The 21,623-nt window shown below is 67.3% G+C and carries 18 protein-coding genes; 14 read left to right on the plus strand and 4 right to left on the minus strand.

Annotated elements, in window-relative coordinates; all coding sequences use genetic code 11:
- The 13 genes from ACWDXS_RS05640 to ACWDXS_RS05700 are packed head-to-tail and all read left to right on the plus strand — an operon-like array spanning nucleotide 1 to nucleotide 15,766.
- The gene (locus tag ACWDXS_RS05640; protein ID WP_019047013.1) at nucleotides 1-555 is read left to right on the plus strand and encodes a NuoB/complex I 20 kDa subunit family protein; all 555 of its coding nucleotides are present in this window, start codon (nucleotides 1-3) and stop codon (nucleotides 553-555) included.
- Nucleotides 552-1,304: an NADH-quinone oxidoreductase subunit C gene (locus ACWDXS_RS05645; RefSeq protein ID WP_449962404.1), complete on the plus strand. Its 753-nt coding sequence runs from the start codon at nucleotides 552-554 to the stop codon at nucleotides 1,302-1,304. Before ACWDXS_RS05640 ends, ACWDXS_RS05645 begins: the two co-directional genes overlap by 4 nt.
- Complete coding sequence (nuoD, locus tag ACWDXS_RS05650; protein ID WP_378629165.1) at nucleotides 1,304-2,617, plus strand: NADH dehydrogenase (quinone) subunit D; 1,314 nt, start codon at nucleotides 1,304-1,306, stop codon at nucleotides 2,615-2,617. Before ACWDXS_RS05645 ends, nuoD begins: the two co-directional genes overlap by 1 nt.
- Nucleotides 2,614-3,330: an NADH-quinone oxidoreductase subunit NuoE gene (gene nuoE / locus ACWDXS_RS05655; protein WP_449962408.1), complete on the plus strand. Its 717-nt coding sequence runs from the start codon at nucleotides 2,614-2,616 to the stop codon at nucleotides 3,328-3,330. The genes nuoD and nuoE overlap by 4 nt, the downstream gene beginning before the upstream one ends.
- On the plus strand, nucleotides 3,330-4,649 hold the full coding sequence (gene nuoF / locus ACWDXS_RS05660) for an NADH-quinone oxidoreductase subunit NuoF (protein WP_449963432.1): 1,320 nt from the start codon (nucleotides 3,330-3,332) through the stop codon (nucleotides 4,647-4,649). Before nuoE ends, nuoF begins: the two co-directional genes overlap by 1 nt.
- Complete coding sequence (locus tag ACWDXS_RS05665; RefSeq protein WP_449962411.1) at nucleotides 4,646-7,105, plus strand: NADH-quinone oxidoreductase subunit G; 2,460 nt, start codon at nucleotides 4,646-4,648, stop codon at nucleotides 7,103-7,105. Before nuoF ends, ACWDXS_RS05665 begins: the two co-directional genes overlap by 4 nt.
- Nucleotides 7,098-8,888: an NADH-quinone oxidoreductase subunit NuoH gene (nuoH, locus tag ACWDXS_RS05670; protein ID WP_449962413.1), complete on the plus strand. Its 1,791-nt coding sequence runs from the start codon at nucleotides 7,098-7,100 to the stop codon at nucleotides 8,886-8,888. Before ACWDXS_RS05665 ends, nuoH begins: the two co-directional genes overlap by 8 nt.
- Complete coding sequence (locus tag ACWDXS_RS05675; protein WP_379312089.1) at nucleotides 8,885-9,706, plus strand: NADH-quinone oxidoreductase subunit J; 822 nt, start codon at nucleotides 8,885-8,887, stop codon at nucleotides 9,704-9,706. The genes nuoH and ACWDXS_RS05675 overlap by 4 nt, the downstream gene beginning before the upstream one ends.
- The gene (gene nuoK, locus ACWDXS_RS05680) at nucleotides 9,703-10,002 is read left to right on the plus strand and encodes an NADH-quinone oxidoreductase subunit NuoK (protein WP_378991725.1); all 300 of its coding nucleotides are present in this window, start codon (nucleotides 9,703-9,705) and stop codon (nucleotides 10,000-10,002) included. The genes ACWDXS_RS05675 and nuoK overlap by 4 nt, the downstream gene beginning before the upstream one ends.
- Nucleotide 10,003: 1 nt before the next feature.
- A complete protein-coding gene (gene nuoL, locus ACWDXS_RS05685; RefSeq protein WP_449962418.1) occupies nucleotides 10,004-11,890 on the plus strand; it encodes an NADH-quinone oxidoreductase subunit L in 1,887 nt (628 codons plus the stop codon).
- A complete protein-coding gene (locus tag ACWDXS_RS05690; RefSeq protein WP_387445027.1) occupies nucleotides 11,887-13,509 on the plus strand; it encodes an NADH-quinone oxidoreductase subunit M in 1,623 nt (540 codons plus the stop codon). The genes nuoL and ACWDXS_RS05690 overlap by 4 nt, the downstream gene beginning before the upstream one ends.
- Nucleotides 13,506-15,128, plus strand: coding sequence for an NADH-quinone oxidoreductase subunit NuoN (gene nuoN / locus ACWDXS_RS05695; RefSeq protein WP_449962420.1), 1,623 nt, complete (start codon nucleotides 13,506-13,508; stop codon nucleotides 15,126-15,128). Before ACWDXS_RS05690 ends, nuoN begins: the two co-directional genes overlap by 4 nt.
- On the plus strand, nucleotides 15,128-15,766 hold the full coding sequence (locus ACWDXS_RS05700) for a class I SAM-dependent methyltransferase (RefSeq protein ID WP_387445029.1): 639 nt from the start codon (nucleotides 15,128-15,130) through the stop codon (nucleotides 15,764-15,766). Before nuoN ends, ACWDXS_RS05700 begins: the two co-directional genes overlap by 1 nt.
- Before the next feature lie 157 nt (nucleotides 15,767-15,923).
- Here the strand turns inward: ACWDXS_RS05700 and ACWDXS_RS05705 are convergent, their stop codons facing one another.
- The 4 genes from ACWDXS_RS05705 to ACWDXS_RS05720 all read right to left on the minus strand — a co-directional run bounded on the left by ACWDXS_RS05705 (nucleotide 15,924) and on the right by ACWDXS_RS05720 (nucleotide 20,532).
- Nucleotides 15,924-16,469 carry a GNAT family N-acetyltransferase gene (locus tag ACWDXS_RS05705; protein ID WP_449962424.1) on the minus strand — a complete coding sequence of 182 codons (546 nt, stop codon included), beginning with the start codon at nucleotides 16,467-16,469 and terminating at the stop codon, nucleotides 15,924-15,926.
- 263 nt (nucleotides 16,470-16,732) lie between these two features.
- Entirely contained in the window at nucleotides 16,733-18,241 is a 1,509-nt protein-coding gene (locus ACWDXS_RS05710; protein ID WP_449962427.1) for a carboxylesterase/lipase family protein, read from the minus strand.
- A gap of 20 nt (nucleotides 18,242-18,261) precedes the next feature.
- A complete protein-coding gene (locus ACWDXS_RS05715) occupies nucleotides 18,262-19,701 on the minus strand; it encodes an ArnT family glycosyltransferase (protein ID WP_449962430.1) in 1,440 nt (479 codons plus the stop codon).
- 249 nt (nucleotides 19,702-19,950) lie between these two features.
- The gene (locus ACWDXS_RS05720) at nucleotides 19,951-20,532 is read right to left on the minus strand and encodes a TetR/AcrR family transcriptional regulator (RefSeq protein ID WP_449962432.1); all 582 of its coding nucleotides are present in this window, start codon (nucleotides 20,530-20,532) and stop codon (nucleotides 19,951-19,953) included.
- An 80-nt stretch (nucleotides 20,533-20,612) separates the two neighbouring features.
- Here ACWDXS_RS05720 and ACWDXS_RS05725 point away from each other — a divergent pair, with 80 nt between their 5' ends.
- Nucleotides 20,613-21,623: a saccharopine dehydrogenase gene (locus tag ACWDXS_RS05725; RefSeq protein ID WP_449962435.1), complete on the plus strand. Its 1,011-nt coding sequence runs from the start codon at nucleotides 20,613-20,615 to the stop codon at nucleotides 21,621-21,623.

Here is a 21,623-nt window from a genome sequence, read left to right on the forward strand (position 1 = left end):
ATGGGTCTCGAAGAGAAACTGCCCAGCGGGTTCCTGCTGAGCACGGTCGAGGATTTCGCCGGCTACCTGCGTAAGGGCTCCGTCTGGCCCGCCACGTTCGGGTTGGCGTGCTGCGCGATCGAGATGATGGCCACCGGCGCCGGACGATTCGACATCGCCCGCTTCGGCATGGAAGCGTTCCGCGCCTCCCCACGCCAGGCCGACCTGATGATCGTGGCGGGCCGGGTGAGCCAGAAGATGGCGCCGGTGCTGCGCCAGGTCTACGACCAGATGACCGAACCGAAATGGGTGCTGGCCATGGGGGTCTGCGCGTCCTCGGGCGGCATGTTCAACAACTACGCCATCGTGCAGGGCGTCGACCACATCGTCCCGGTCGACATCTACCTGCCCGGCTGCCCGCCCCGCCCGGAGATGCTGCTCAACGCGATTCTGGCGCTGCACGCGAAAATCGCCGAGATGCCGATGGGCGTCAATCGCGAGGAAGCGATCCGCGCCGCCGAGCAGGCCGCACTGGCCAGCACGCCGACCATCCGGATGGAGGGCCTGCTGCGATGACATTCGACTCGCCCGACAACACCGACAACCCTGCGGGACACCCGGTTCCGGAGGAATCGCCCGCGCAGGCGCAACCCAAACCGCCACAGGACGAGGTGATCGGCACCCGGCGCGGCATGTTCGGCGTCAGCGGCACCGGTGACACCTCCGGCTACGGCGGCCTGGTCACCCCCGTCGCCCTGCCCGCGGGCACACCTCCCCCGTACGGCAGCTGGTTCGACGCCTTCGTCGGCACCTTGCGCGCCGCACTCGTGGGCCGGGTCATCGCCTTCGATACCGTGATCGAGAGGATCGTGGTCTTCCGCGACGAACTCACCCTGCACGTGAAGCGCGAACACCTCGTCGCGGTCGCGAGCGCGTTGCGCGATGACAGCACACTGCGATTCGAACTGTGCCTGGGTGTCAACGGCGTGCACTACCCCGACGACGACGGCCGCGAACTGCACGCGGTCTATCACCTGAAATCGATCACACACGGACGCCGTGTGCGGTTGGAAGTGTCCGCGCCCGATACCGATCCGCACATTCCGTCGCTGTTCTCGGTCTATCCGACGACCGACTGGCACGAACGCGAAACCTACGACTTCTTCGGCATCCTCTTCGACGGTCACCCCTCCCTGACCCGCATCACCATGCCCGACGACTGGCGCGGGCATCCGCAGCGCAAGGACTACCCGCTCGGCGGGATCCCGGTGGAGTACAAGGGCGCGCGCATACCACCGCCCGACGAGCGGAGGACCTACAGCTGATGACCGACACCGACTTCCGCCGCGACGAACCACCGGTAGTGACCGTCGCAGGCCAGGACTGGGACCAGGTCAGCGAAGTGATCGACGGCGGCGCCGAAGAACGCATCGTGGTGAACATGGGCCCGCAGCATCCGTCCACGCACGGGGTGCTGCGCCTGATCCTCGAAATCGAAGGTGAAACCGTCACCGAGGCCCGCTGCGGCATCGGCTACCTGCACACCGGCATCGAGAAGAACCTGGAATTCCGCAACTGGACCCAGGGCGTCACCTTCGTGACCCGGATGGACTACCTGTCCCCGTTCTTCAACGAAACCGCCTACTGCCTCGGCGTGGAGAAACTCCTCGACATCACCGACCAGATCCCCGAACGCGCCACCGTGGTGCGCGTGCTGCTGATGGAGCTCAACCGCATCTCCTCGCATCTGGTCGCCCTCGCGACCGGCGGCATGGAACTGGGCGCGCTCACCCCGATGCTGTTCGGTTTCCGTGAACGCGAACTCATCCTCGACGTCTTCGAGAACATCACCGGCTTGCGGATGAACCATGCCTACATCCGTCCCGGCGGCTTGGCGCAGGATCTGCCCGCCGACGGCGTCACCAAGGTCAGGGAACTGCTCGACCTGCTGCCCGGTCGCCTGCGCGACATGGAGCACCTGCTCAGCGCGAACCCGATCTGGAAGAAGCGCACCCAGGACATCGGCTACCTCGATCTCACCGGCTGCATGGCCCTCGGCATCACCGGGCCGGTCCTTCGCGCCACCGGTCTGCCGCACGATCTGCGCAAATCAGATCCGTACTGCGGGTACGAGAACTACGAATTCGACATCCCGACGACCACCGGCTGTGACTGCTACGGCCGCTACATCATCCGGATCGCCGAGATGACCGAGTCGATCAAGATCGTCGAACAGTGCCTGGACAAACTGCGCCCGGGACCGGTGATGATCGACGACAAGAAGATCGCCTGGCCCGCCGACCTGGAACTGGGCCCCGACGGTCTGGGCAACTCACCCAAGCACATCGGCAAGATCATGGGCACCTCCATGGAATCGCTGATCCACCACTTCAAGCTCGTCACCGAGGGCATCAGAGTGCCTGCCGGACAGGTGTATTCGGCAGTGGAATCCCCCCGCGGGGAACTGGGTGTGCACATGGTCAGCGACGGCAGCACCCAGCCCTACCGGGTGCACTACCGCGACCCCTCGTTCACCAACCTGCAAGCGGTGGCCGCGATGTGCGAGGGCGGCATGGTCGCCGACGTGATCGCCTCGGTCGCCAGCATCGACCCGGTCATGGGCGGAGTGGACAGATGACAATCGACAACCCCACCAGCACACCGATTCTCCTGAGCCTGAGCACTCGTCCCGAACCGTATCCGCCGCATGTGCGCGAGCGTCTCGAACTGGACGCCAAAGAGATCATCACCCGCTACCCGCACCCCCGCTCGGCCCTGCTCCCCCTGCTGCACCTGGTACAGGCAGAAGAGGGGTACGTGACGGGCACCGGCATCGACTTCTGCGCCGATCATCTGAACCTCACCGGCGCCGAGGTGACCGCGGTCGCCACGTTCTACTCGATGTACCGGCGCACTCCCACCGGCGACTACCACGTCGGGGTCTGCACCAACACCCTCTGCGCGATCCTCGGCGGCGACGCCATCTACGAAGCACTGCAACAACATCTGGCCGTCGAGCACGGCCAAACCACACCCGACGGGGCCATCACCCTCGAACACATCGAATGCAACGCCGCCTGCGACTACGCCCCGGTCATGATGGTGAACTGGGAATTCTTCGACAACCAGACTCCCGAATCGGCAGTCGCGATCACCGACGCCCTCCGAGCGGGCCACCAGGTCCGCCCCACCCGTGGCGCACCACTGTGCACGTTCCGCGAGACCGCCCGCATCCTCGCCGGATTCCCCGACGAGCGTCCCGGCGCGCTCGAAGGAACACCGGGCGCCCCCACCTTGGCAGGGCTCGACATCGCTGCCGCAGAAGAGGACTCGGCAGGGGGTTCGCGATGATGACTCTCACCCCGGTACTCAGCGAACACTGGGCCACCCCGCGGTCCTGGACCCTGGAAAGCTATCGCGCGACCGGTGGCTACGACGGTCTCCGCGCCGCCTTACGCAAGACGCCCGACGAGGTGATCCACACCGTCAAGGACGCGGGTCTGCGCGGTCGTGGTGGCGCGGGCTTTCCCACCGGGATGAAGTGGTCGTTCATCCCGCAGGGTCCCGGCCCCGACGGCACCACGAAACCGCACTACCTCGTCGTCAACGCCGACGAATCCGAACCCGGCACCTGCAAAGACATCCCGTTGATGCTGGCCACCCCGCACACCCTCATCGAAGGCATCGTGATCGCCGCCTACGCGATCCGGGCCGCGACCGCGTTCATCTACGTGCGTGGCGAAGTGGTGCCGGTATTGCGCCGACTGCAAGCCGCCGTCGCCGAGGCCTACGCGGCCGGCCTGCTCGGCCACGACATCCTGGGCTCGGGATTCGACCTGGACCTGATCGTGCACGCCGGCGCGGGCGCCTACATCTGCGGCGAGGAAACCGCGCTGCTCGATTCCCTCGAAGGCAGGCGCGGACAGCCCCGGCTGCGCCCACCGTTCCCCGCCGTCGCGGGCCTGTACGCGTGCCCGACGGTCGTGAACAATGTGGAATCCATTGCCAGCGTGCCCTCGATCCTGCGCAACGGCACCGAGTGGTTCCGCTCGATGGGCAGCGAGAAGTCACCCGGCTTCACCCTGTACTCCCTGTCGGGGCATGTGGCCCGACCCGGCCAGTACGAGGCCCCACTGGGCATCACCCTGCGCGAGCTGCTCGACTACACGGGCGGTGTGCGAGCCGGGCACACCCTCAAGTTCTGGACCCCCGGCGGCTCCTCGACCCCGATGTTCACCGACGAACACCTCGACGTCGCCCTCGACTACGAGGGTGTCGCCGCCGCCGGATCCATGCTGGGCACCAAGGCCTTACAGATCTTCGACGACACCACCTGCGTGGTGCGCGCGGTCCTGCGCTGGACCGAGTTCTACGCCCACGAATCCTGCGGCAAATGCACACCGTGCCGCGAAGGCACCTACTGGCTGGTGCAGTTGCTGCGCCGACTCGAAGCCGGCGACGGAACCGAAGCCGACCTGGACAAGCTCGCCGACATCGCCGACAACATCAACGGCAAATCGTTCTGCGCGCTCGGTGACGGCGCGGCCAGCCCGATCTTCTCCTCGCTGAAGTACTTCCGCGACGAATACCTCGCGCATCAGCGACTCGGCGGCTGCCCGTTCGACCCGGCCGCCTCGACCGTGTGGGCACCAGCGAAAGAGGACCGATGACAGCCATCGCGCCAGGCAACAGCAGCGATGTGGTGCCCGCCGACATGGTGAGCGTCACCATCGACGACACCACGATCGAAGTTCCCGTGGGCACCTTGCTGATCCGTGCCGCCGAACTGATCGGCGTGCAGATCCCTCGCTTCTGCGATCACCCCCTGCTCGACCCGGTCGGCGCGTGCCGTCAGTGCCTCGTCGAGGTCGAAGGGCAGCGAAAGCCGGTCGCCTCCTGCACGATCCCGGTCACCGACGGCATGATCGTGCGCACCCAGGTCAGCTCCCCGGTCGCCGAAAAAGCCCAGCGCGGGGTGATGGAGCTGCTGCTCATCAACCATCCGCTGGACTGCCCGGTGTGCGACAAGGGCGGCGAGTGCCCGCTACAGAACCAGGCGATGTCCACCGGCAGCGCCGAGTCCCGATTCGACGGCGAGAAGCGGACGTATCCGAAGCCGATCCCGCTGTCCACGGCGGTGCTGCTCGATCGGGAGCGGTGCGTGCTGTGCGCACGCTGTACCCGGTTCTCCCAGCAGGTCGCCGGCGACCCGTTCATCGAACTGATGGATCGTGGTGCGCTGCAACAGGTCGGCATCGCTCGAGCCGAACCCCTCGACTCCTACTTCTCCGGCAACACCGTCCAGATCTGTCCCGTGGGCGCTCTCACCGGTACCTCCTACCGTTTCCGGGCTCGCCCGTTCGACCTGGTCTCCACCCCGAGCGTGTGCGAGCACTGCGCCTCCGGATGCGCACAACGCACCGATCACCGCCGCGGAAAAGTGTTGCGCCGCTTGGCCGGTGACGATCCGCAGGTCAACGAAGAATGGAACTGCGACAAGGGTCGCTGGGCCTTCGCCTACGCCACCGAGCGCGACCGCCTCACCACGCCGATGGTGCGCGGCTGGGACGGCGTCCTCGCCGCGGCCTCCTGGCCCGAAGCTCTCGCCGCCGCCGGAGCGGGCCTGAGCGCGGCGATCGGCAATGCCGGAGTGCTCGTCGGCGGCCGCGTCACCGAGGAAGAAGCGTACGCGTACAGCAAGTTCGCGCGCATGGTCCTCGCGACCAACGACATCGATTTCCGCAGCCGGGTGCATTCGGAGGAGGAGGAACGATTCCTCGCCGCCCGCATCGCCGGACGCGGTGTGCGGGTCGACTTCGCCGCGCTCGACCGAGCCCCCGTCGTGCTGCTGGTCGGCTTCGAACCGGAAGAGGAATCGCCCATCGTCTACCTGCGGCTGCGCAAGGCCGCACGGACCCGCGGGCAACGGGTGGTGTCGCTGGCACCGTTCGCCTCCCGCGGCCTCGAACGTATGTCGGGCGCGCTCATCCAAACCCCGCCGTGCGGGGAAGCCGACGTGATCACCTCGATCATGGCCGAAACGTCCGCCGACGCCGCCGAACTCATGACGATGCTGAACACGCCCGGCGCGGTCATCATGGCGGGCGAGCGGCTCGCGGGCAGCCCCGGCGCGCTGTCGGCGGTGACCCGCCTGGCCGATGCCACCGGCGCGGCACTGGCGTGGGTGCCCCGTCGCGCGGGCGAACGCGGCGCGCTGGAAGCCGGTGCCCTGCCCAGCCTGTTGCCCGGCGGCAGGCCCGTCGTGGATCCTTCGGCGCGTCAACAGGTCCGGCATCGGTGGCAGGCCGGTGAACTCCCCGTCACCGTCGGCCGCGACGCCAACGCGATCCTGGCCGGAGCCGCACAGCTGGGTGCGCTGGTCATCGGCGGCGTCGACCCGGCCGACCTGCCCGACCCGGCCGCCGCCCTGGCCGCGATCGACGCGGCCCGGTTCGTCGTCAGCCTCGAAATGCGGCACAGCGCCGTCACCGAACGCGCCGACGTCGTGTTCCCGGTGGCGACCGCGATGGAGAAGTCCGGCACCTTCCGCACCTGGGAAGGCCGCCCGCGCCCCTTCGCCGCGGCCTCGCTCGACACCACCCGCCGCGTCGCCGCTCCCCTGTCGGACCTGCGGGTGCTCAACTCGCTGGCCGCGCAGATGGGCGTCCCGATCAACCTGCCCGACCCCGCCGCCGCCCGCACTGAACTCGACGGGCTCGGCGCCTGGAACGGTGAGCCCATCCCCGCTCCGGAGCTGACCAGCCAGACCCGACCCGTGCCCGGGCCAGGAACGGCGGTGCTCGCCGGATGGCGGATGCTGCTCGACGCCGGCCGCATGCAAGACGGTGAACCCAATCTCGCCGGTGTCGCCCGCCCGCCGGTCGCACGGCTCTCGGCCGCGACCGCCGCCGAGATCGAAGCCGACGATGCCGATCACGTCATCGTCTCCACCGACCGCGGCGAGATCTCGGTGCCGTTGATGATCACGGACCTGCCCGACCGGGTGGTGTGGCTGCCGCTGCACTCACCCGGTTCGACGGTCGCCGCCGAACTCGGTGTGACACCCGGCGCCGTGGTGCGCCTGCGTCGCGCCGACGACAGGATGAAGGAACACCGTCATGAGTGATCGAGTCCTACTCCTCGCGGCCGACGCCGGACCTGTCTTCGGCACCGATCCGCTGTGGCTGGTGGTGGTCAAGGCACTCGGCGTGTTCATCTACCTGATGCTGGTGCCGTTGATCGCGGTCTACGCCGAACGCAAAGTCGTCGCGTGGATGCAGATGCGGATCGGGCCCAACCGGATCGGCCCCGGCGGCATGCTCCAGTCGATCGCCGACGGCGTGAAGATGGCGCTCAAGGAAGACATCATCCCGGCGATCGTGGACAAGCCGATCTTCGTGCTCGCCCCGATCATCTCGGTGATCCCGGCGTTCATGGCCTTCGCGGTGATCCCGATGGGCCCGGAGGTCTCGATCTTCGGCACCCACACCGCGTTGCAGCTCACCGACATGCCCGTCGCGGTGCTCTACATCCTCGCCATCACCTCTATCGGCGTGTACGGCATCGTGCTCGCCGGCTGGTCCTCGGGTTCGACCTATCCGCTGCTCGGCGGCCTGCGCTCGACCGCGCAGGTCATCTCCTACGAGATCGCGATGGCGCTGACCTTCGCCACGGTGTTCCTGCTGTCGGGCACCATGGCGACCTCCGAGATCGTGAGCGCACAGGAGGGCACCTGGTATGTGTTCCTGCTGCTGCCCTCGTTCCTCATCTACTGCGTGTCGATGGTCGGCGAGACCAACCGGGCGCCCTTCGACCTGCCCGAAGCCGAAGGCGAACTGGTCGGCGGTTTCCACACCGAGTACTCGTCGCTGAAGTTCGCGATGTTCATGCTCGCCGAATACGTGAACATGGCCACGGTGTCCGCCCTGGCGACGACGCTGTTCCTCGGCGGCTGGCGGGCGCCGTTCCCGATCAGCCTGTGGGCGGGCGCGAACTCCGGATGGTGGCCGCTGCTGTGGTTCACCCTCAAGGTGTGGACGTTCCTGTTCGTGTTCGTCTGGCTGCGCGGCACGCTGCCCCGCCTGCGCTACGACCAGTTCATGAACCTCGGCTGGAAACTGCTCATTCCGACCTCGCTGGTGTGGGTGATGGTCGTGGCCGCCGCACGGGTGCTCGATCTCGAGGGCATCCCCGGCCAGAACTTCATCCTGGTCGGCGTGGGGCTGGTGATCACCGCGGCCATGATCGCGATGTTCCTGCGCGCAGGCCGCAGCAAGGGGCTACCGCCATTGCCGCCACAGGAGCCATCGACCTCGTCGGTATTCCTGGGTTTCCCGGTGCCGCCGATGCCGGCACGCCCCGCGAACGACCAGCCCGAGTTCGGGTTGTTCGACCCGCTCGCCGGGTTCGCGGTCACCGCGGCCACGATGTTCAAGAAGCCCAATACCGAGTCCTACCCGGAGCAGAAGGTGCCGACCGCGCCGCGCTATCACGGTCGCCACCAGCTCAACCGCTACGACGACGGACTCGAGAAGTGCATCGGCTGCGAACTGTGCGCGTGGGCGTGCCCCGCCGACGCCATCTTCGTCGAAGGCGCCGACAACACCGAGGAGCAACGTTTCTCCCCCGGTGAGCGGTACGGCCGCGTCTACCAGATCAATTACCTGCGCTGCATCGGCTGCGGCCTGTGCATCGAGGCCTGCCCGACGCGCGCGCTGACGATGACCAACGAATACGAACTCACCGACGACAACCGCGCCGACCTCATCTACGAGAAGGACCAGCTGCTGGCCCCCATGCAACCGGGCATGACCCCCGCGCCGCACCCGATGGCACCGGGCACCGACGCGGCCGACTACTACCTCGGCCGGGTCGGTCCCGCACCGTCTGAGCAGGAGGTACTGCGATGAGCACCGCACACGTGCTGGCCGCCGAAGTCGCCCGCACCTCCACCGGTGAGGGTGTGCTGTTCTGGGTGCTCGCCCCGATCGCGGTGCTCGGCGCCCTCGGCATGGTGACCGCGGCCAAGGCCGTGCATTCGGCGATGTGCCTGGCCGCCACCATGATCGCGCTCGCCGTGTTCTACATCGCGCAGGGTGCGCTGTTCCTCGGCGTCGTGCAGATCGTGGTGTACACGGGCGCGGTGATGATGCTGTTCCTGTTCGTGCTGATGCTCGTCGGCGTCGACTCCGCGGAATCGCTGCGGGAGACGTTGCGCGGTCAGCGCATCGCCGCCGCGATCGTCGGGCTCGGATTCGGGTTGCTGTTCATCGGCGGCATCGGCGCGGCCCTGCGCGACAGCGGAACCAGCTTCCCCGGCCGTGGTTTCGGCGACCGCGACGTGATCGCCGAACTCGCCGAGTTGATCTTCCTGCGCTATGTGTGGGCGTTCGAACTCACCGGCGCACTGCTGATCACCGCCACGATCGGTGCGATGGTGCTGGCCCACCGCGAACAGTTCACCCCGAAACGCGGACAGCGGGAAATGTCGCGCGATCGCTTCCGCACTGCCGGCGAACGGGCCACCCCGCTGCCGACACCGGGTGTCTACGCACGGCACAACGCCGTCGACAGCCCCGCCCAGCTTCCCGACGGCTCTTTCGCCGAACTCTCGGTGAGCACGATCCTGCGTCACCGCCGCAACCGCGCCCACACCGAAGCCGCTGTGCTCTCGGTCGGCACGGTCCGCGACGACAATCCGACGGCCGACGAGGAAGGCAAGCGGTGAACCCCCAGAACTACCTGTTCCTGTCTGCGCTGCTGTTCACCATCGGCGCCGCGGGAGTGTTGTTGCGCCGCAACGCGATCGTGGTGTTCATGTGCGTGGAGCTGATGCTCAACGCGGTGAATCTGGCGTTCGTGACCTTCGCCCGGATGCACGGCAACCTCGACGGTCAGGTGATCGCGTTCTTCACCATGGTGGTCGCCGCCGCCGAGGTCGTCGTCGGCCTGGCCATCATCATGACGATCTTCCGCGCCCGCCGGTCGACCTCGGTCGACGACGCCAACCTGCTGAAGTTCTGACATGGGTACCGCAACGCTGTGGCTGCTGCCCGCCCTCCCGCTCGCAGGGGCGATCGTTCTGCTCCTGTTCGGTCACCTCACCGACCGCTGGGGCCCCTACCTCGCCACGACGGCCGCGCTGTCCTCGTTCGTCGTCGCCGCTGTCGCGTTCTTCGGCATGCTCGGGCGCGCCGACGCCGACCGGGCCGTGCACAAGGAACTGTTCAACTGGGTGCCCGTCGGTGATCTACAGGTCGGGTTCAGCCTGCAACTGGACCAGTTGTCGATCTGCTTCGCACTGCTCATCACCGGGGTCGGGTCGCTGATCCACCTCTACTCGATCGGCTACATGAGCCATGATCCGGGCAAGCGCCGGTTCTTCGGCTATCTCAACTTGTTCCTGGCCGCGATGCTCGTCCTGGTCCTGGCCGACAACTTCCTCGTGCTCTACCTGGGCTGGGAAGGCGTGGGCCTGGCGTCCTATCTGCTGATCGGCTTCTGGTACGAGAAGCCCTCGGCCGCAACGGCAGCCAAGAAGGCGTTCGTGGTCAACCGGGTCGGCGACATGGGCCTTGCCATCGCCATGATGGTCATGTTCGCGGCATTCGGTTCCTTCGACTTCCGCACTGTGTTCGCGGCGACCCCGGGCGCGAGCGAAGGCACCCTCACCGCGATTGGTCTGCTGTTGTTGCTGGCCGCCTGCGGAAAATCCGCGCAGGTGCCCCTGCAGTCGTGGCTCGGCGACGCGATGGAAGGCCCCACTCCGGTCTCGGCGCTCATCCACGCCGCCACCATGGTCACCGCCGGTGTGTACCTGATCGCCCGCGCCAACCCGATCTACGACCTCGCGCCGAACGCGCGCACGGCGGTGCTCGCCGTCGGTGCGGTGACGTTGCTGTTCGGCGCCGTCATCGGCTGCGCCAAGGACGACATCAAGAAGGCCCTCGCGGCCTCGACGATGAGCCAGATCGGGTACATGATCCTGGCCGTCGGCCTCGGCCCGGCCGGGTACGCGTTCGCGATCATGCACCTGCTCACCCACGGCTTCTTCAAGGCAGGGCTGTTCCTCGGCGCCGGCTCGGTGATGCACGCGATGAACGACGAAACAGATATGCGCCGCTACGGCGGCCTGCGCACGCTGATGCCGATCACGTTCATCACCTTCGGCCTGGGCTATCTCGCCATCATCGGAGTGCCACCGTTGTCCGGGTTCTTCTCCAAGGACAAGATCATCGAGGCAGCCTTCGACCACGGCGGATCCACCGGAATCCTGCTCGGCGCGGTCACTCTCGTCGGCGCCGCGCTCACCGCGTTCTACATGACCCGCGTCATGCTGATGACCTTCTTCGGTGAGCGCCGCTGGAAGCCCGACACCCACCCGCACGAGTCACCGGCGGTGATGACCGGGCCGATGATCCTGCTCGCGTTCGGATCGGTCTTCGCCGGTGGTCTGTTCGTCTGGGGCTCGTCGCTGGTGAACTGGCTCGAACCCGTCGTCGGTTCCCATCACGCGGAGCCGGTGATTCCCGCGGCGGTGGTCACCGGCCTGGCATTGACCGCGGTCGCCGTCGGTGTCGCCGTGGCCTACCGCAAGTACGCCGAGAGCCCGATCCCTGAGGTCGCGCCCGAGCCGGTCAGCGTGCTGACCGGGGCCGCCCGTGCCGATCTCTACGGCGACAAGATCAACGAAGCCGTGTTCGAACGCCCGGGCCGCCACCTCACGAGGGCGCTGGTGTTCCTCGACGCGAAGGGCGTCGACGGGATCGTCAACGGAACCGCTGCCTCGATCGGCGGACTGTCGGCGCGAATTCGCAAGGTGCAGACGGGTTTCGTGCGCTCCTACGCCCTGTCCATGTTCACCGGCGCGGCCCTGGTGGCCGCCGCCCTGCTGGCGGTGAGGTTCTGGTGAACTCGTTTCCCTGGCTGACGACGCTCTGGCTCGCCCCCGCGATCGGGGCGGGTGTGGTGCTCGTCCTGCCCGCCGCCCGCCGCACGGTGGCGCGTGGCGTGGCGTTCGCGGTGTCGATCGGTGTGCTCGCACTGGCCGTTGTCCTCGCGGTGCGGTTCAAGCCCGGCGGTGCCCAGTACCAATTCGTCGAATCCCACGAATGGATCCCGACATTCGGTGTGGGCTACACACTCGGCCTCGACGGTATCGCCACCGCCCTGGTCCTGCTGACAGCGGTGCTGGTGCCGCTGCTGATCCTGGCAGGCTGGAACGACGACACCCCCACCGGCGACGGACCCAAGACCATCCACCTCTACATGGCGTTGATGCTGCTGGTCGAGTCGATGGTGCTGATCTCCTTCCTCGCCCTCGACATCCTGCTGTTCTACGTGTTCTTCGAAGCGATGCTGATCCCGATGTACTTCCTCATCGGCGGCTTCGGCACCCGCACCACCGACGCCGCGGTCCGCGCCCAACGCTCGCGCGCGGCGGTGAAGTTCTTGCTCTACAACCTCTTCGGTGGGCTGATCATGCTCGCCGCGGTCATCGGGTTGTACGTGCTGACCGCCCAGGCGGGCCTCGGCGAGGGGTCGGCGGGGACCTTCGATCTGCGCGTCGTGGTCGCCGCGGCCAACAACGGTGAACTCGGGGGCAGCACAGCGGTTCTCAACGCCCTGTTCCTCGGGTTCATGTTCGCCTTCGCCGTGAAGGCGCCGCTGTGGCCGCTGCACACGTGGCTGCCCGACGCGGCGGTCTCGGCCACCCCGTCCAGCGCGGTGCTGATGATGGCGGTGGTCGACAAGGTCGGCACCTTCGGCATGCTGCGCTACTGCCTGCTGTTGTTCCCCCTGGCATCGGACACCTTCGCGCCCTTGGTGATCACCCTGGCCGTCATCGGCATCCTCTACGGCGCGCTGCTCGCCATCGGTCAAACCGATGTGATGCGCCTGATCGCCTACACCTCGATCTCGCACTTCGGGTTCATCATCCTCGGCATCTTCGCCATGACCAGCCAGTCCCAATCCGGGGCGACGCTGTACATGGTCAACCACGGACTGTCCACGGCCGCACTGTTTCTCATCGCCGGGTTCCTCGTCTCCCGGCGTGGCACCAGGATGATCGCCGAGTACGGCGGCGTGCAGAAGGTCGCGCCGGTGCTGGCGGGCACGTTCTTCATCGCGGGCCTGGCCACGCTCTCGCTGCCCGGGCTCGCGCCGTTCGTCAGCGAATTCCTGGTCCTGATCGGCACTTTCCCGAAGTACCAGGTGGCAGCGGTGATCGCGACCGGCGCACTGGTCTTGGCCGCGATCTATGTGCTGTGGCTGTATCAGCGGTTGATGACCGGCCCGCTGAAGAAGGGCAACGAACACCTGCGTGATCTGGTGCCGCGCGAGCTGGCCGTGGTGGTGCCGCTGCTGATCGCGCTGCTGGTGCTCGGGTTCTATCCGAAACCGATCCTGGATCTGGTGGATCCCGCGGTGGGACACACTCTCTCGACGATCGGTAAGCACGATCCCGCTCCGACGGTCCCCGCTCCCGAAGCAGGTGCGGCCACCCCGCCCGCAGGCGGCCACAAATGAGGACGGACTCTGTGACCATCACCGAGCTCGCGGCCATCGCGCCCGCACCGAGCATCGAATACCACCTGCTCGCCCCGATGCTGATCGTGTTCGGGGTCGGCGTGGTGGGTGTACTCGTCGAAGCGTTCGTGCCGCGGCCCTACCGGTATCCGACGCAGTTGGTGCTCGGGTCGGCTGGTGTGGTCGGCGCTCTGGTGGCCGTGGTGCTGCTCGCGGGATCCGAGGGCACCGCGGTGATGGGCGCGGTCGCGATCGACGGGGTCACGCTGTTCCTGCAGGGCACGATCCTGCTGGTCTCGCTGCTGGGCCTGCTGCTGATCGCCGAGCGTGGGGCGGTCCCGCGGGCGCGCAGCGGGCCGGGCACGTGGAGTCGGGCGGCGGCCGCGTTGGATCGAGGGGTCGACGCGTTCACACCGCAGGCCTCCGCGGTGCCCGGCAGCGCGCACGAGCTCGCGGCGGTGCGCTCGGGGGTTTCGACCACCGAGGTGTTCCCGCTGACGATGATCGCGGTCGGTGGTCTGCTGCTGTTTCCCGCGTCGAACGATCTGCTGACGATGTTCGTCGCGCTCGAAGTGCTGTCGCTGCCGCTGTATCTGCTGTGTGGGCTGGCTCGCCGCAGGCGGTTGCTCTCGCAAGAAGCGGCGATGAAGTACTTCCTGCTCGGTGCGTTTTCCTCGGCGTTCTTCCTCTACGGTGTCGCGCTGCTCTACGGGCAGACCGGCACGGTGTCGCTGCCGGGAATCGGTGCGGCACTGGACAAGCAGCCCGAGAACGCGACTCTGGCCCTGCTCGGTCTCGGCATGCTCGCCGTCGGGCTGCTGTTCAAGATCGGTGCAGTGCCGTTCCAGGCCTGGGTGCCCGATGTCTATCAGGGCGCCCCGACCCCGATCACCGCGTTCATGGCCGCCGCCACCAAGATCGCGGCCGTCGGGGCGACCATGCGGGTACTGATGGTGGGAGTCGGTGCGCTGGGCTCGGATTGGCGCCCGGTGCTCGCCGCGGTCGCGGTGGCGACGATGGTCGTCGGTGCGGTCATGGCGATCACCCAGACCGATGTGAAGCGCATGCTGGCCTACTCCTCGATCGCGCACGCCGGTTTTCTGCTCGTCGGTGTCGTCGCCGCCGACAGCGCCGGCGTGGCCGCCGTGCTGTTCTACCTGCTGGCCTACGGCCTCGGCACCGTCGGTGCGTTCGCGGTGGTCAGTCTGGTGCGTGACGCCTCCGGTGACGAAGCGACCGCGCTGTCGCAGTGGGCGGGCCTCGGTCGCCGATCCCCGTGGCTCGCTTCGGCATTCGCCCTGTTGCTGCTGTCTTTCGCCGGTCTCCCGCTCACCAGCGGATTCGTCAGCAAGTTCGCGGTCTTCGCCGCTGCCTCCGGTGCGGGCTATACCGCCTTGGTGATCGTCGGTGTCCTCTGCAGCGCCATCGCGGCCTTCTTCTACGTCCGGGTCATCGTGCTGATGTTCTTCACCGACCCTCCGGCCGACGCGCCCATCGTGACCGCCCCGTTCGCCACCACCTTGGTCGTGGCGTTCAGCGCGGGCGCCACCGTGTTGCTCGGTCTGTTCCCCCAGCCGGTTCTCGACCTCGCCGACCGCTCCAACCTGTTCATCCGCTGATGCCGCCGAGTTCCCCGCCCGACCCCCGCCCACCGACCAGCCACGAACGCCAGGCCGGTCAGCCGTGGAACGCGTCCTATCTCGACGGCCCCGCACCGTGGGACATCGGTACCCCGCAGCCCGCTGTCGTGCGGCTGGCCGAATCAGGCGGGTTCTGCGGACCGGTCCTCGATGTCGGGTGTGGCACCGGCGACAACGCCCTGTTCATCGCCGCCCGCGGGTTGCCCGTGCTGGGCGTCGACGTGGCCGAAACGGCGTTGGCCACCGCCAGGCAGGCAGCCGACGATCGCGGGATCGAGGTGGCCTTCGCCATGGCAGACGCCCTACATCTCCAGCGCCTGTATCGCCGCTTCGAAACAGTCCTCGACTGCGGCCTGTTCCACACCTTCGACGAGTCCGAACGCACCGAGTACGCGGCAAGCCTGGCCTCGGTCACCGACTCCGGTGGCACCCTGTACGTATTGTGCTTCAGCGATACCGGTCCTGACACCGGTCCGCACCCCGTCACCAGGCAAGCACTCACCGCGCCCTTCGATGACAACCCGGCCTGGCATATCGCCGCCATCGCCCCCGAGCATCTCCGAACACGCTTCGCCGACTCGGCCTCCGCCTGGCTCGCCACGATCGAACGCCGATAACAGCTCGGCCGATTTCGGGCTTGACCTGAAGGATGGTTGAGCTCTTCACAGTTGGCGCACGAGCGCGGTGCTTACTGATTCCACGGCCAGATCATGACCATCGCCGCGACCATTCGCCCAGCAGGCCGATCCTTCGCTCGCCCCTCCCACCAGTGGCCTACGTGCGCGATTCCCCGACCGTGATCCGATACCGCCGTGCCGGACCGAGTTCGGTGTCCTGGATGCTCTCGAGGACGCCACCACAGCGCTCGATCGTCTTCACCGACCCGATATTCTCGGCCGCGCAAACTACCAGTACTCGGTCCATCCCAGCCACTCGCGCCTCAGCGATGATCTCTCCCAATGCCCACGTGGCCAGCCCTCGACGGCGCGCGGACGGCCGGATCCCGTACCCGATATGCCCGACCGCCCGCACAAGTTCACCGTCCCCGTGCCGCAATGCGATCCCGCCGAGCACACGATCACCCTCGACTATCCAGCGATACGAGCAACGCCCGTCCCCTGACGCGGTGATGAGGCGCGCGACCCAGAGCTCGAATCCACTCGCCGAGTCGACATCGTCACTCGGCAACAAACCGAAACCGTCCTCGTGGACACCGGGCCCCCATTCGACATGCGCGTCGCGCCATTCTCCGTACATATCGACACTGGGTGAGATCAATCTGTGCCCGGACCCGACCGGAATTCCACTGGAGGTGAACACTCTTTCAATCTAATGGGCGAACCGGATCGAAACCCCTGGTCTCGCCGATGTGACCATTGCACGGAGCTTTGTGAACATCCTTAGCGACCAACTCGCTACGACGCGTGACTTCTACGTCGACCTATTGGGTTTCCAAGTCGCCTACGACAGCGATTGGTTCGTACAACTCGTCGACGTATCGAGCTCTACCGTGTCACCGCCCACCGACATAGCTTCTCCGAAAGATGCGGCCGGTGCATGCCGGACGAGACCGGCTGGGTGATTCAGCTCGGGAGGTCCAGGGTGTCGAACTGGTGGGCTGCCCAGATGCGGCGGGAGCGTTCTTCGGGGTAGGGCTGGGTGATGGGTTCGGCGTGGTAGACGCGCGTGGTTCGCGCCTGTGGATCGTAGGGCGCCCAGCCGGCGGTTCCCGAGGTAGCGAAATTCACCCAGTCGGTACGCATGCGGTGGGCGACATCGGTGATTTCGTTCGCGGCGTTCGGATGGGCGAAGCGGTGGGCGCGGACCTCGTCGGGACCGAGGGTGCCGAGGACGAGCAGGAAGTCCAGGCAGTGCGCGGCGCCCTGTTGCGAGTTGAAGCTCCACGCCAGTTCGCACAGCCACACGCGCCCGCCGCCCGCGTGCGCAGCATCGGCCAGATGCAGGCTCGGCATCCGGAACAGCCAGTCGGAGTTGAGGATTTCGAACAGCTGGCCAGATGTCGCCTCCGGATAGGCGGCGCGGTAGCGCCTGTCACCATCCGTGCCTGGTGCGAGGTGGCGAAAAGCTGCGGTCATGGTCTCCGGTGCCGGTTCGCTCCCCGGGCGAGATGTGTAGAGGCGGAACTCGTCACGGGTGTGGCTGACGAGCAGGTCGACGTCGCGTGCGGCACCGCCCGCGATCGCACGCCACGGCGCGCACGGCAATATCTCACCGTCGACAACAGGGGAGAACGGGGTGGGCGTGAGCGCCATCGGGCCCCAGGCATCGACGAACTCGGGCATCGCGGCGATCACCGCGGTGGTGGCGTCGGTGAGTGCGCGTGGCGGCAGCAGGGCGAGGTCTTCGACGGTGGCCTGGACGCCGAGCTGTGCGGCGATCGTGGTCGAGATCGCGGCGGCAAGGCTCGGAGTGAAATAGGTGCCGGGCATGCTCTGGCTGATCGCTCTGCGAAACAGTCCGGCCGCCATCGGCATCACCAGCAGCGCACCGATGGACGCACCGCCCGCGGACTGCCCGAAAACGGTGACGTTGGCGGGGTCGCCACCGAATGCGGCGATGTTGTCCTGGACCCAGCGCAGAGCAGCGATCTGGTCGAGGATGCCGCGATTGTCCGGAGCTCCGGCAATGCGGGCGAAACCGTCGACGCCGACTCGATAGTTCATGCTGACCACCACCACGCCGGCCGCTGCGAGCAGCGCACCGTCGCAATGCGGGTTGGCGGTGTCGTTCTCGAGGTAGGTGCCGCCCTGGATCCACACCATCACCGGCAGTTTCGCGGCCCCGAGGTCGGGTGACCAGACATTCAGGGTCAAACAGTCCTCGGATCCGTCATCGGTCGAGCCGGACGCCGACGACATCACCGAACCGCCATTGCGGACCTGTGGAACTGGAGGGCCGAACATCAGCGCGTCGCGAACGCCCTGCCACCGCTGTGCAGGCCCAGGCGCCGCGAACCGTCGCGCGCCGACCGGCGGCGCTGCATAGCTGATCCCCCGAAAGACCGCGACAGCGCCTTCCCACCGGCCGCGCACAACACCGGCGCCCGTGCGGATTTCAGGTTCGTTGCCCACGCGATACTCACTTCCTGGTGTCAGAGGCCGCGCATCGTCGACCACATCGACGACCACGGCTGTATCGGACCCACGCATTCCCAGATCGTGGCATCGGTGGTGATGCCGGGAATTCCGAGCGGGTAGTCGGTTCGGCCCGCTGGGACGACGGAGGTGAACCAGCGACGCAGATCCGCTTCGGTACCGCCGACGTAGACGACGGTGTCCGCGGTATCCGGCGGGACGCCGAAGTAGCCGAAGCCGCGGTTCGGACTGAAGACCGGCGGTAGACCCGCAGTGGAACGAGCGTGATCGAGCGCTGACGCTTGTACATACCATTGCGTCACGACCACGGCCGTGCGCTGCTGGTGCGGCGGTAATGCGCGGTAGGCGTTCGCGGCAGCCGCCACCAGCTCGGGCCATCCGAGTTCGCTGTATGCCGAAGGTCCCAGTGCGGCAGCGAGATCGGGGGCAGGGGCGTAGTCCGAGGCGGCACGCCACGGCGTCACGTACACGACGGCCGCAACCATCGACAGCGCTGCCGCCTGCACCGCGACAATGGTGAGCCAGCGTCTGGGTATCGCGGCCGATCCGACGGCCCCGGCCGCGATCACCACCGGGTAGATGCCCGCACCGTAGCCGCTGCGACCGCCGCTGATCGCGATGATCGCCACCGCCAGTAGAAACGCCACACCGAGGAACCGGTAGCGGCGCAGGAGCGGCGATCGGCACAACTGCCACACACCGCACACCGCGAGCACCGCGGCGAGCGGACCCCACCATGGCAAGGTGCGCGGGACGAACCACAACGATCCGGCGAAACCGCCGGTCTGGCCGCGAACCACCGCCCCCATGCCCAGATGCGGCCAACCGTTCATGGCCTGCCAGATCAGCCCCGGCGCTGCCGCCAGCAGCACAATGCTCGCGCTCCACCACAGCGCCGGTCGCCGCAACAACGCTCGGGGCCCCAGCCAGGCCACGGCGACGACCACCGCGATCCAGAAAATCGGGATCAGCCATTTGACCTGCACGGCAACGGCTGTCGCGAGCCCAGCCGCCCACAGCAAAGCATCGTCGCGGGTCCGTACCCAGCGCACCAGCAGCCAGGTGAGCACCGCCCACAGCAAGGTATCGATGGCGTTCGTCGACAGAGTCTGCGCCTGACCGAGTACGAACGCCGATGTCGCGCAGGCGATCGCTGTCAGTGACTGGGCTCCGCGAGCACCGCCCAGTTCGCGGGCGATGACCGCGCTCAACACCACTACGGCGAGCGACGCCACCACTGCCGGAATGCGCAACGCGATGAACGATCCGGGAAACAGCCAGTCCATCGAGCGCGCGAGCAGCGGCACCAGTGGACCTTGGTCGGCATAGCCGAACGCAGGGTGCTTGCCCGCGGCGATGAAATACAGCTCGTCGTAGTAGTAGCCGTACCGCGTCGCGGACAGCGTCGCGACGATGCCGAAGACCACTGCCACCACCGTAACAGCGAACCCCGCGAAGGGCGGGCGTGGATCATCGGTCGTAGAAGGAGATCGAGCTGAGTCGACAACCACCCCTCGCACGGTGTCCGACACTACCGGCTCGGCGGGAACGACAAGCATGCAAACGATCCAGTCCTGGCCTACGCCAAGGGTTTCGGGCCCCGGAGGCGCTGTCGCTTCGACAGGCGTCCGACGCCGTCCCCTGTCGGCGGACAACGGCATCAGCTTCGGTCTGCTGCGGTGCCGCTATCGCACGCCGATGCTGCCGACGATCAGATCGGTCAGCGCCGAGATCGCTTCGTCGGGCGTGGTCGTACCCAGGTTCAGTTCCGCGGCCAGTGTTTCGGCCGCGCCGAGCACGCCGACGCAGCGCAGTCGCAGTGCTGTGGCGGTGAGTGGCGAGAACGGTTGCAGGGTGGCTGCCATCCAGTCGCGGTAGCTGTCGAGCATGTCGTGCTGGATCGCCTGGACGTCCGGATTGCCTTTCAGGGCGGCGGAAATCGCGTCGAATTCGGGCATGTCGGTGGCGCAGGCGAAGTAGGCGGTGCCCATGACGCGGGCGATCTCGTCGACGGTGGGGGTGGCGTCGCGGGCGGCTTGTTCCGAGGCCAGGCGGTGGCGTTCGTCGAGTTGACGGTAGAGCGCGAGGAGCAGTTCGGGGCGGGTACCGAAGTGGTCGTAGACGATCGGCCTACTCACGCCCGCAGCTTCGGCGAGAGTGGCCAAGGTCAGGCCGTCGGTGCCTTGCTCTCGCACCAGCGTCAAGGCGGTGTCGAGCAGCTGCTCGCGCCTGGCCGGCTTCGCCAATCTGCCCGATCGTGTGGTCATCGTCCTCCCTTGCGCCATGTCCACAGCTTAGCTACAAAGAGTAAGTTACATTTTGTAGCTTAGTGGAGAGGGATTTCAGCATGGAGCAATCGGTACTGATCTTGGGCGGGTCGGGACAGGCGGGGTCGGACACCGCCGCCCTGTTGCGTCAATGGCATCCGACCCTGCCGTTGACCATCGCGGGCCGTGATCTCGGTCGTGCGCAACGGGTCGCCGACGCCGTCGGCACTGCCACGGCGGTGACGATCGATCTGTCACGCCGCGACCTCGGTCTCGCCGACGCCGACTACTCCGCGGTCGTGGCGACCCTGTGGGACCATCGGCTCAACGGCCTGCACTACGCACAGGACCGTGGCCTGCCCTACCTCAGCATCTCCAGCGGCCTGCTCGACATCGGCCCGGAGATCGTCGCGGGCGCACAAAGGTCCAGTGCGGCGCCGGTTCTGGTCGCCAGCCACTTGATGGCGGGCATCATCGTTCTCGCCGCACTGGATTCCACGCGCGAGTTCGACCGGGTCGACACGGTCCGAGTCGGCGTCGCGCTCGATGACACCGACACCGGCGGACCCGCGGGAATCGCCGACCTGGAACGCTGGTCGGCCGTCACCACGGCGGGTCTCGTGCGCCGCGACGGCGTCTTCACCTGGCTCGCCGAGGCCGACGCGCAAGCCGACGTCCGCACCGTCGACGGCACCGCCCTGCCCGGCCAGAGCATCCCGGTTCTCGACGTGCCCAGCCTGGCCCTCGCTACCGGCGCACCGAACGTCCGGGTCGACTTCGCGGTCGGTGCCACCCCGAGCCGGCGGCGCGGTGAACCTGCCTCCGTCGAGGTTCGGATCGATCTCGCCGGAACCGGCCGGAACGGCGCACCGCTCAACAGAACACAGCACCTCGTCCATCAGGACGGTCAGCGACCGCTGACCGCAGTGGGGATCGCACTCGGCGTCGAACGGCTGCTCGGCCTGCGCGGCGACCGTCCCGCACCGGGCATCCACACCCCGGAGGCATTGATCGACCCCACCTACGCCGTCGAGCGGCTGAGCGAGATCGGTGCCGCGTGGCATCGAGACGGCGGCGGCCCCCGGCCATAA

The sequence above is a fragment of the Nocardia sp. NPDC003183 genome (assembly GCF_053590715.1).

What these genes read in the sequence shown, in the direction of transcription:
- nuoH (WP_449962413.1), top strand. Translation starts at nt 7,098, where the DNA reads ATGAGTGATCGAGTCCTACTCCTCGCGGCCGACGCCGGACCTGTCTTC.
- ACWDXS_RS05640 (WP_019047013.1), top strand. Translation starts at nt 1, where the DNA reads ATGGGTCTCGAAGAGAAACTGCCCAGCGGGTTCCTGCTGAGCACGGTC.
- ACWDXS_RS05665 (WP_449962411.1), top strand. Translation starts at nt 4,646, where the DNA reads ATGACAGCCATCGCGCCAGGCAACAGCAGCGATGTGGTGCCCGCCGAC.
- ACWDXS_RS05675 (WP_379312089.1), top strand. Translation starts at nt 8,885, where the DNA reads ATGAGCACCGCACACGTGCTGGCCGCCGAAGTCGCCCGCACCTCCACC.
- nuoN (WP_449962420.1), top strand. Translation starts at nt 13,506, where the DNA reads ATGAGGACGGACTCTGTGACCATCACCGAGCTCGCGGCCATCGCGCCC.
- nuoE (WP_449962408.1), top strand. Translation starts at nt 2,614, where the DNA reads ATGACAATCGACAACCCCACCAGCACACCGATTCTCCTGAGCCTGAGC.
- ACWDXS_RS05725 (WP_449962435.1), top strand. Translation starts at nt 20,613, where the DNA reads ATGGAGCAATCGGTACTGATCTTGGGCGGGTCGGGACAGGCGGGGTCG.
- ACWDXS_RS05700 (WP_387445029.1), top strand. Translation starts at nt 15,128, where the DNA reads ATGCCGCCGAGTTCCCCGCCCGACCCCCGCCCACCGACCAGCCACGAA.
- nuoL (WP_449962418.1), top strand. Translation starts at nt 10,004, where the DNA reads ATGGGTACCGCAACGCTGTGGCTGCTGCCCGCCCTCCCGCTCGCAGGG.
- nuoD (WP_378629165.1), top strand. Translation starts at nt 1,304, where the DNA reads ATGACCGACACCGACTTCCGCCGCGACGAACCACCGGTAGTGACCGTC.
- ACWDXS_RS05645 (WP_449962404.1), top strand. Translation starts at nt 552, where the DNA reads ATGACATTCGACTCGCCCGACAACACCGACAACCCTGCGGGACACCCG.
- nuoF (WP_449963432.1), top strand. Translation starts at nt 3,330, where the DNA reads ATGACTCTCACCCCGGTACTCAGCGAACACTGGGCCACCCCGCGGTCC.
- ACWDXS_RS05720 (WP_449962432.1), bottom strand. Translation starts at nt 20,532, where the DNA reads ATGACCACACGATCGGGCAGATTGGCGAAGCCGGCCAGGCGCGAGCAG.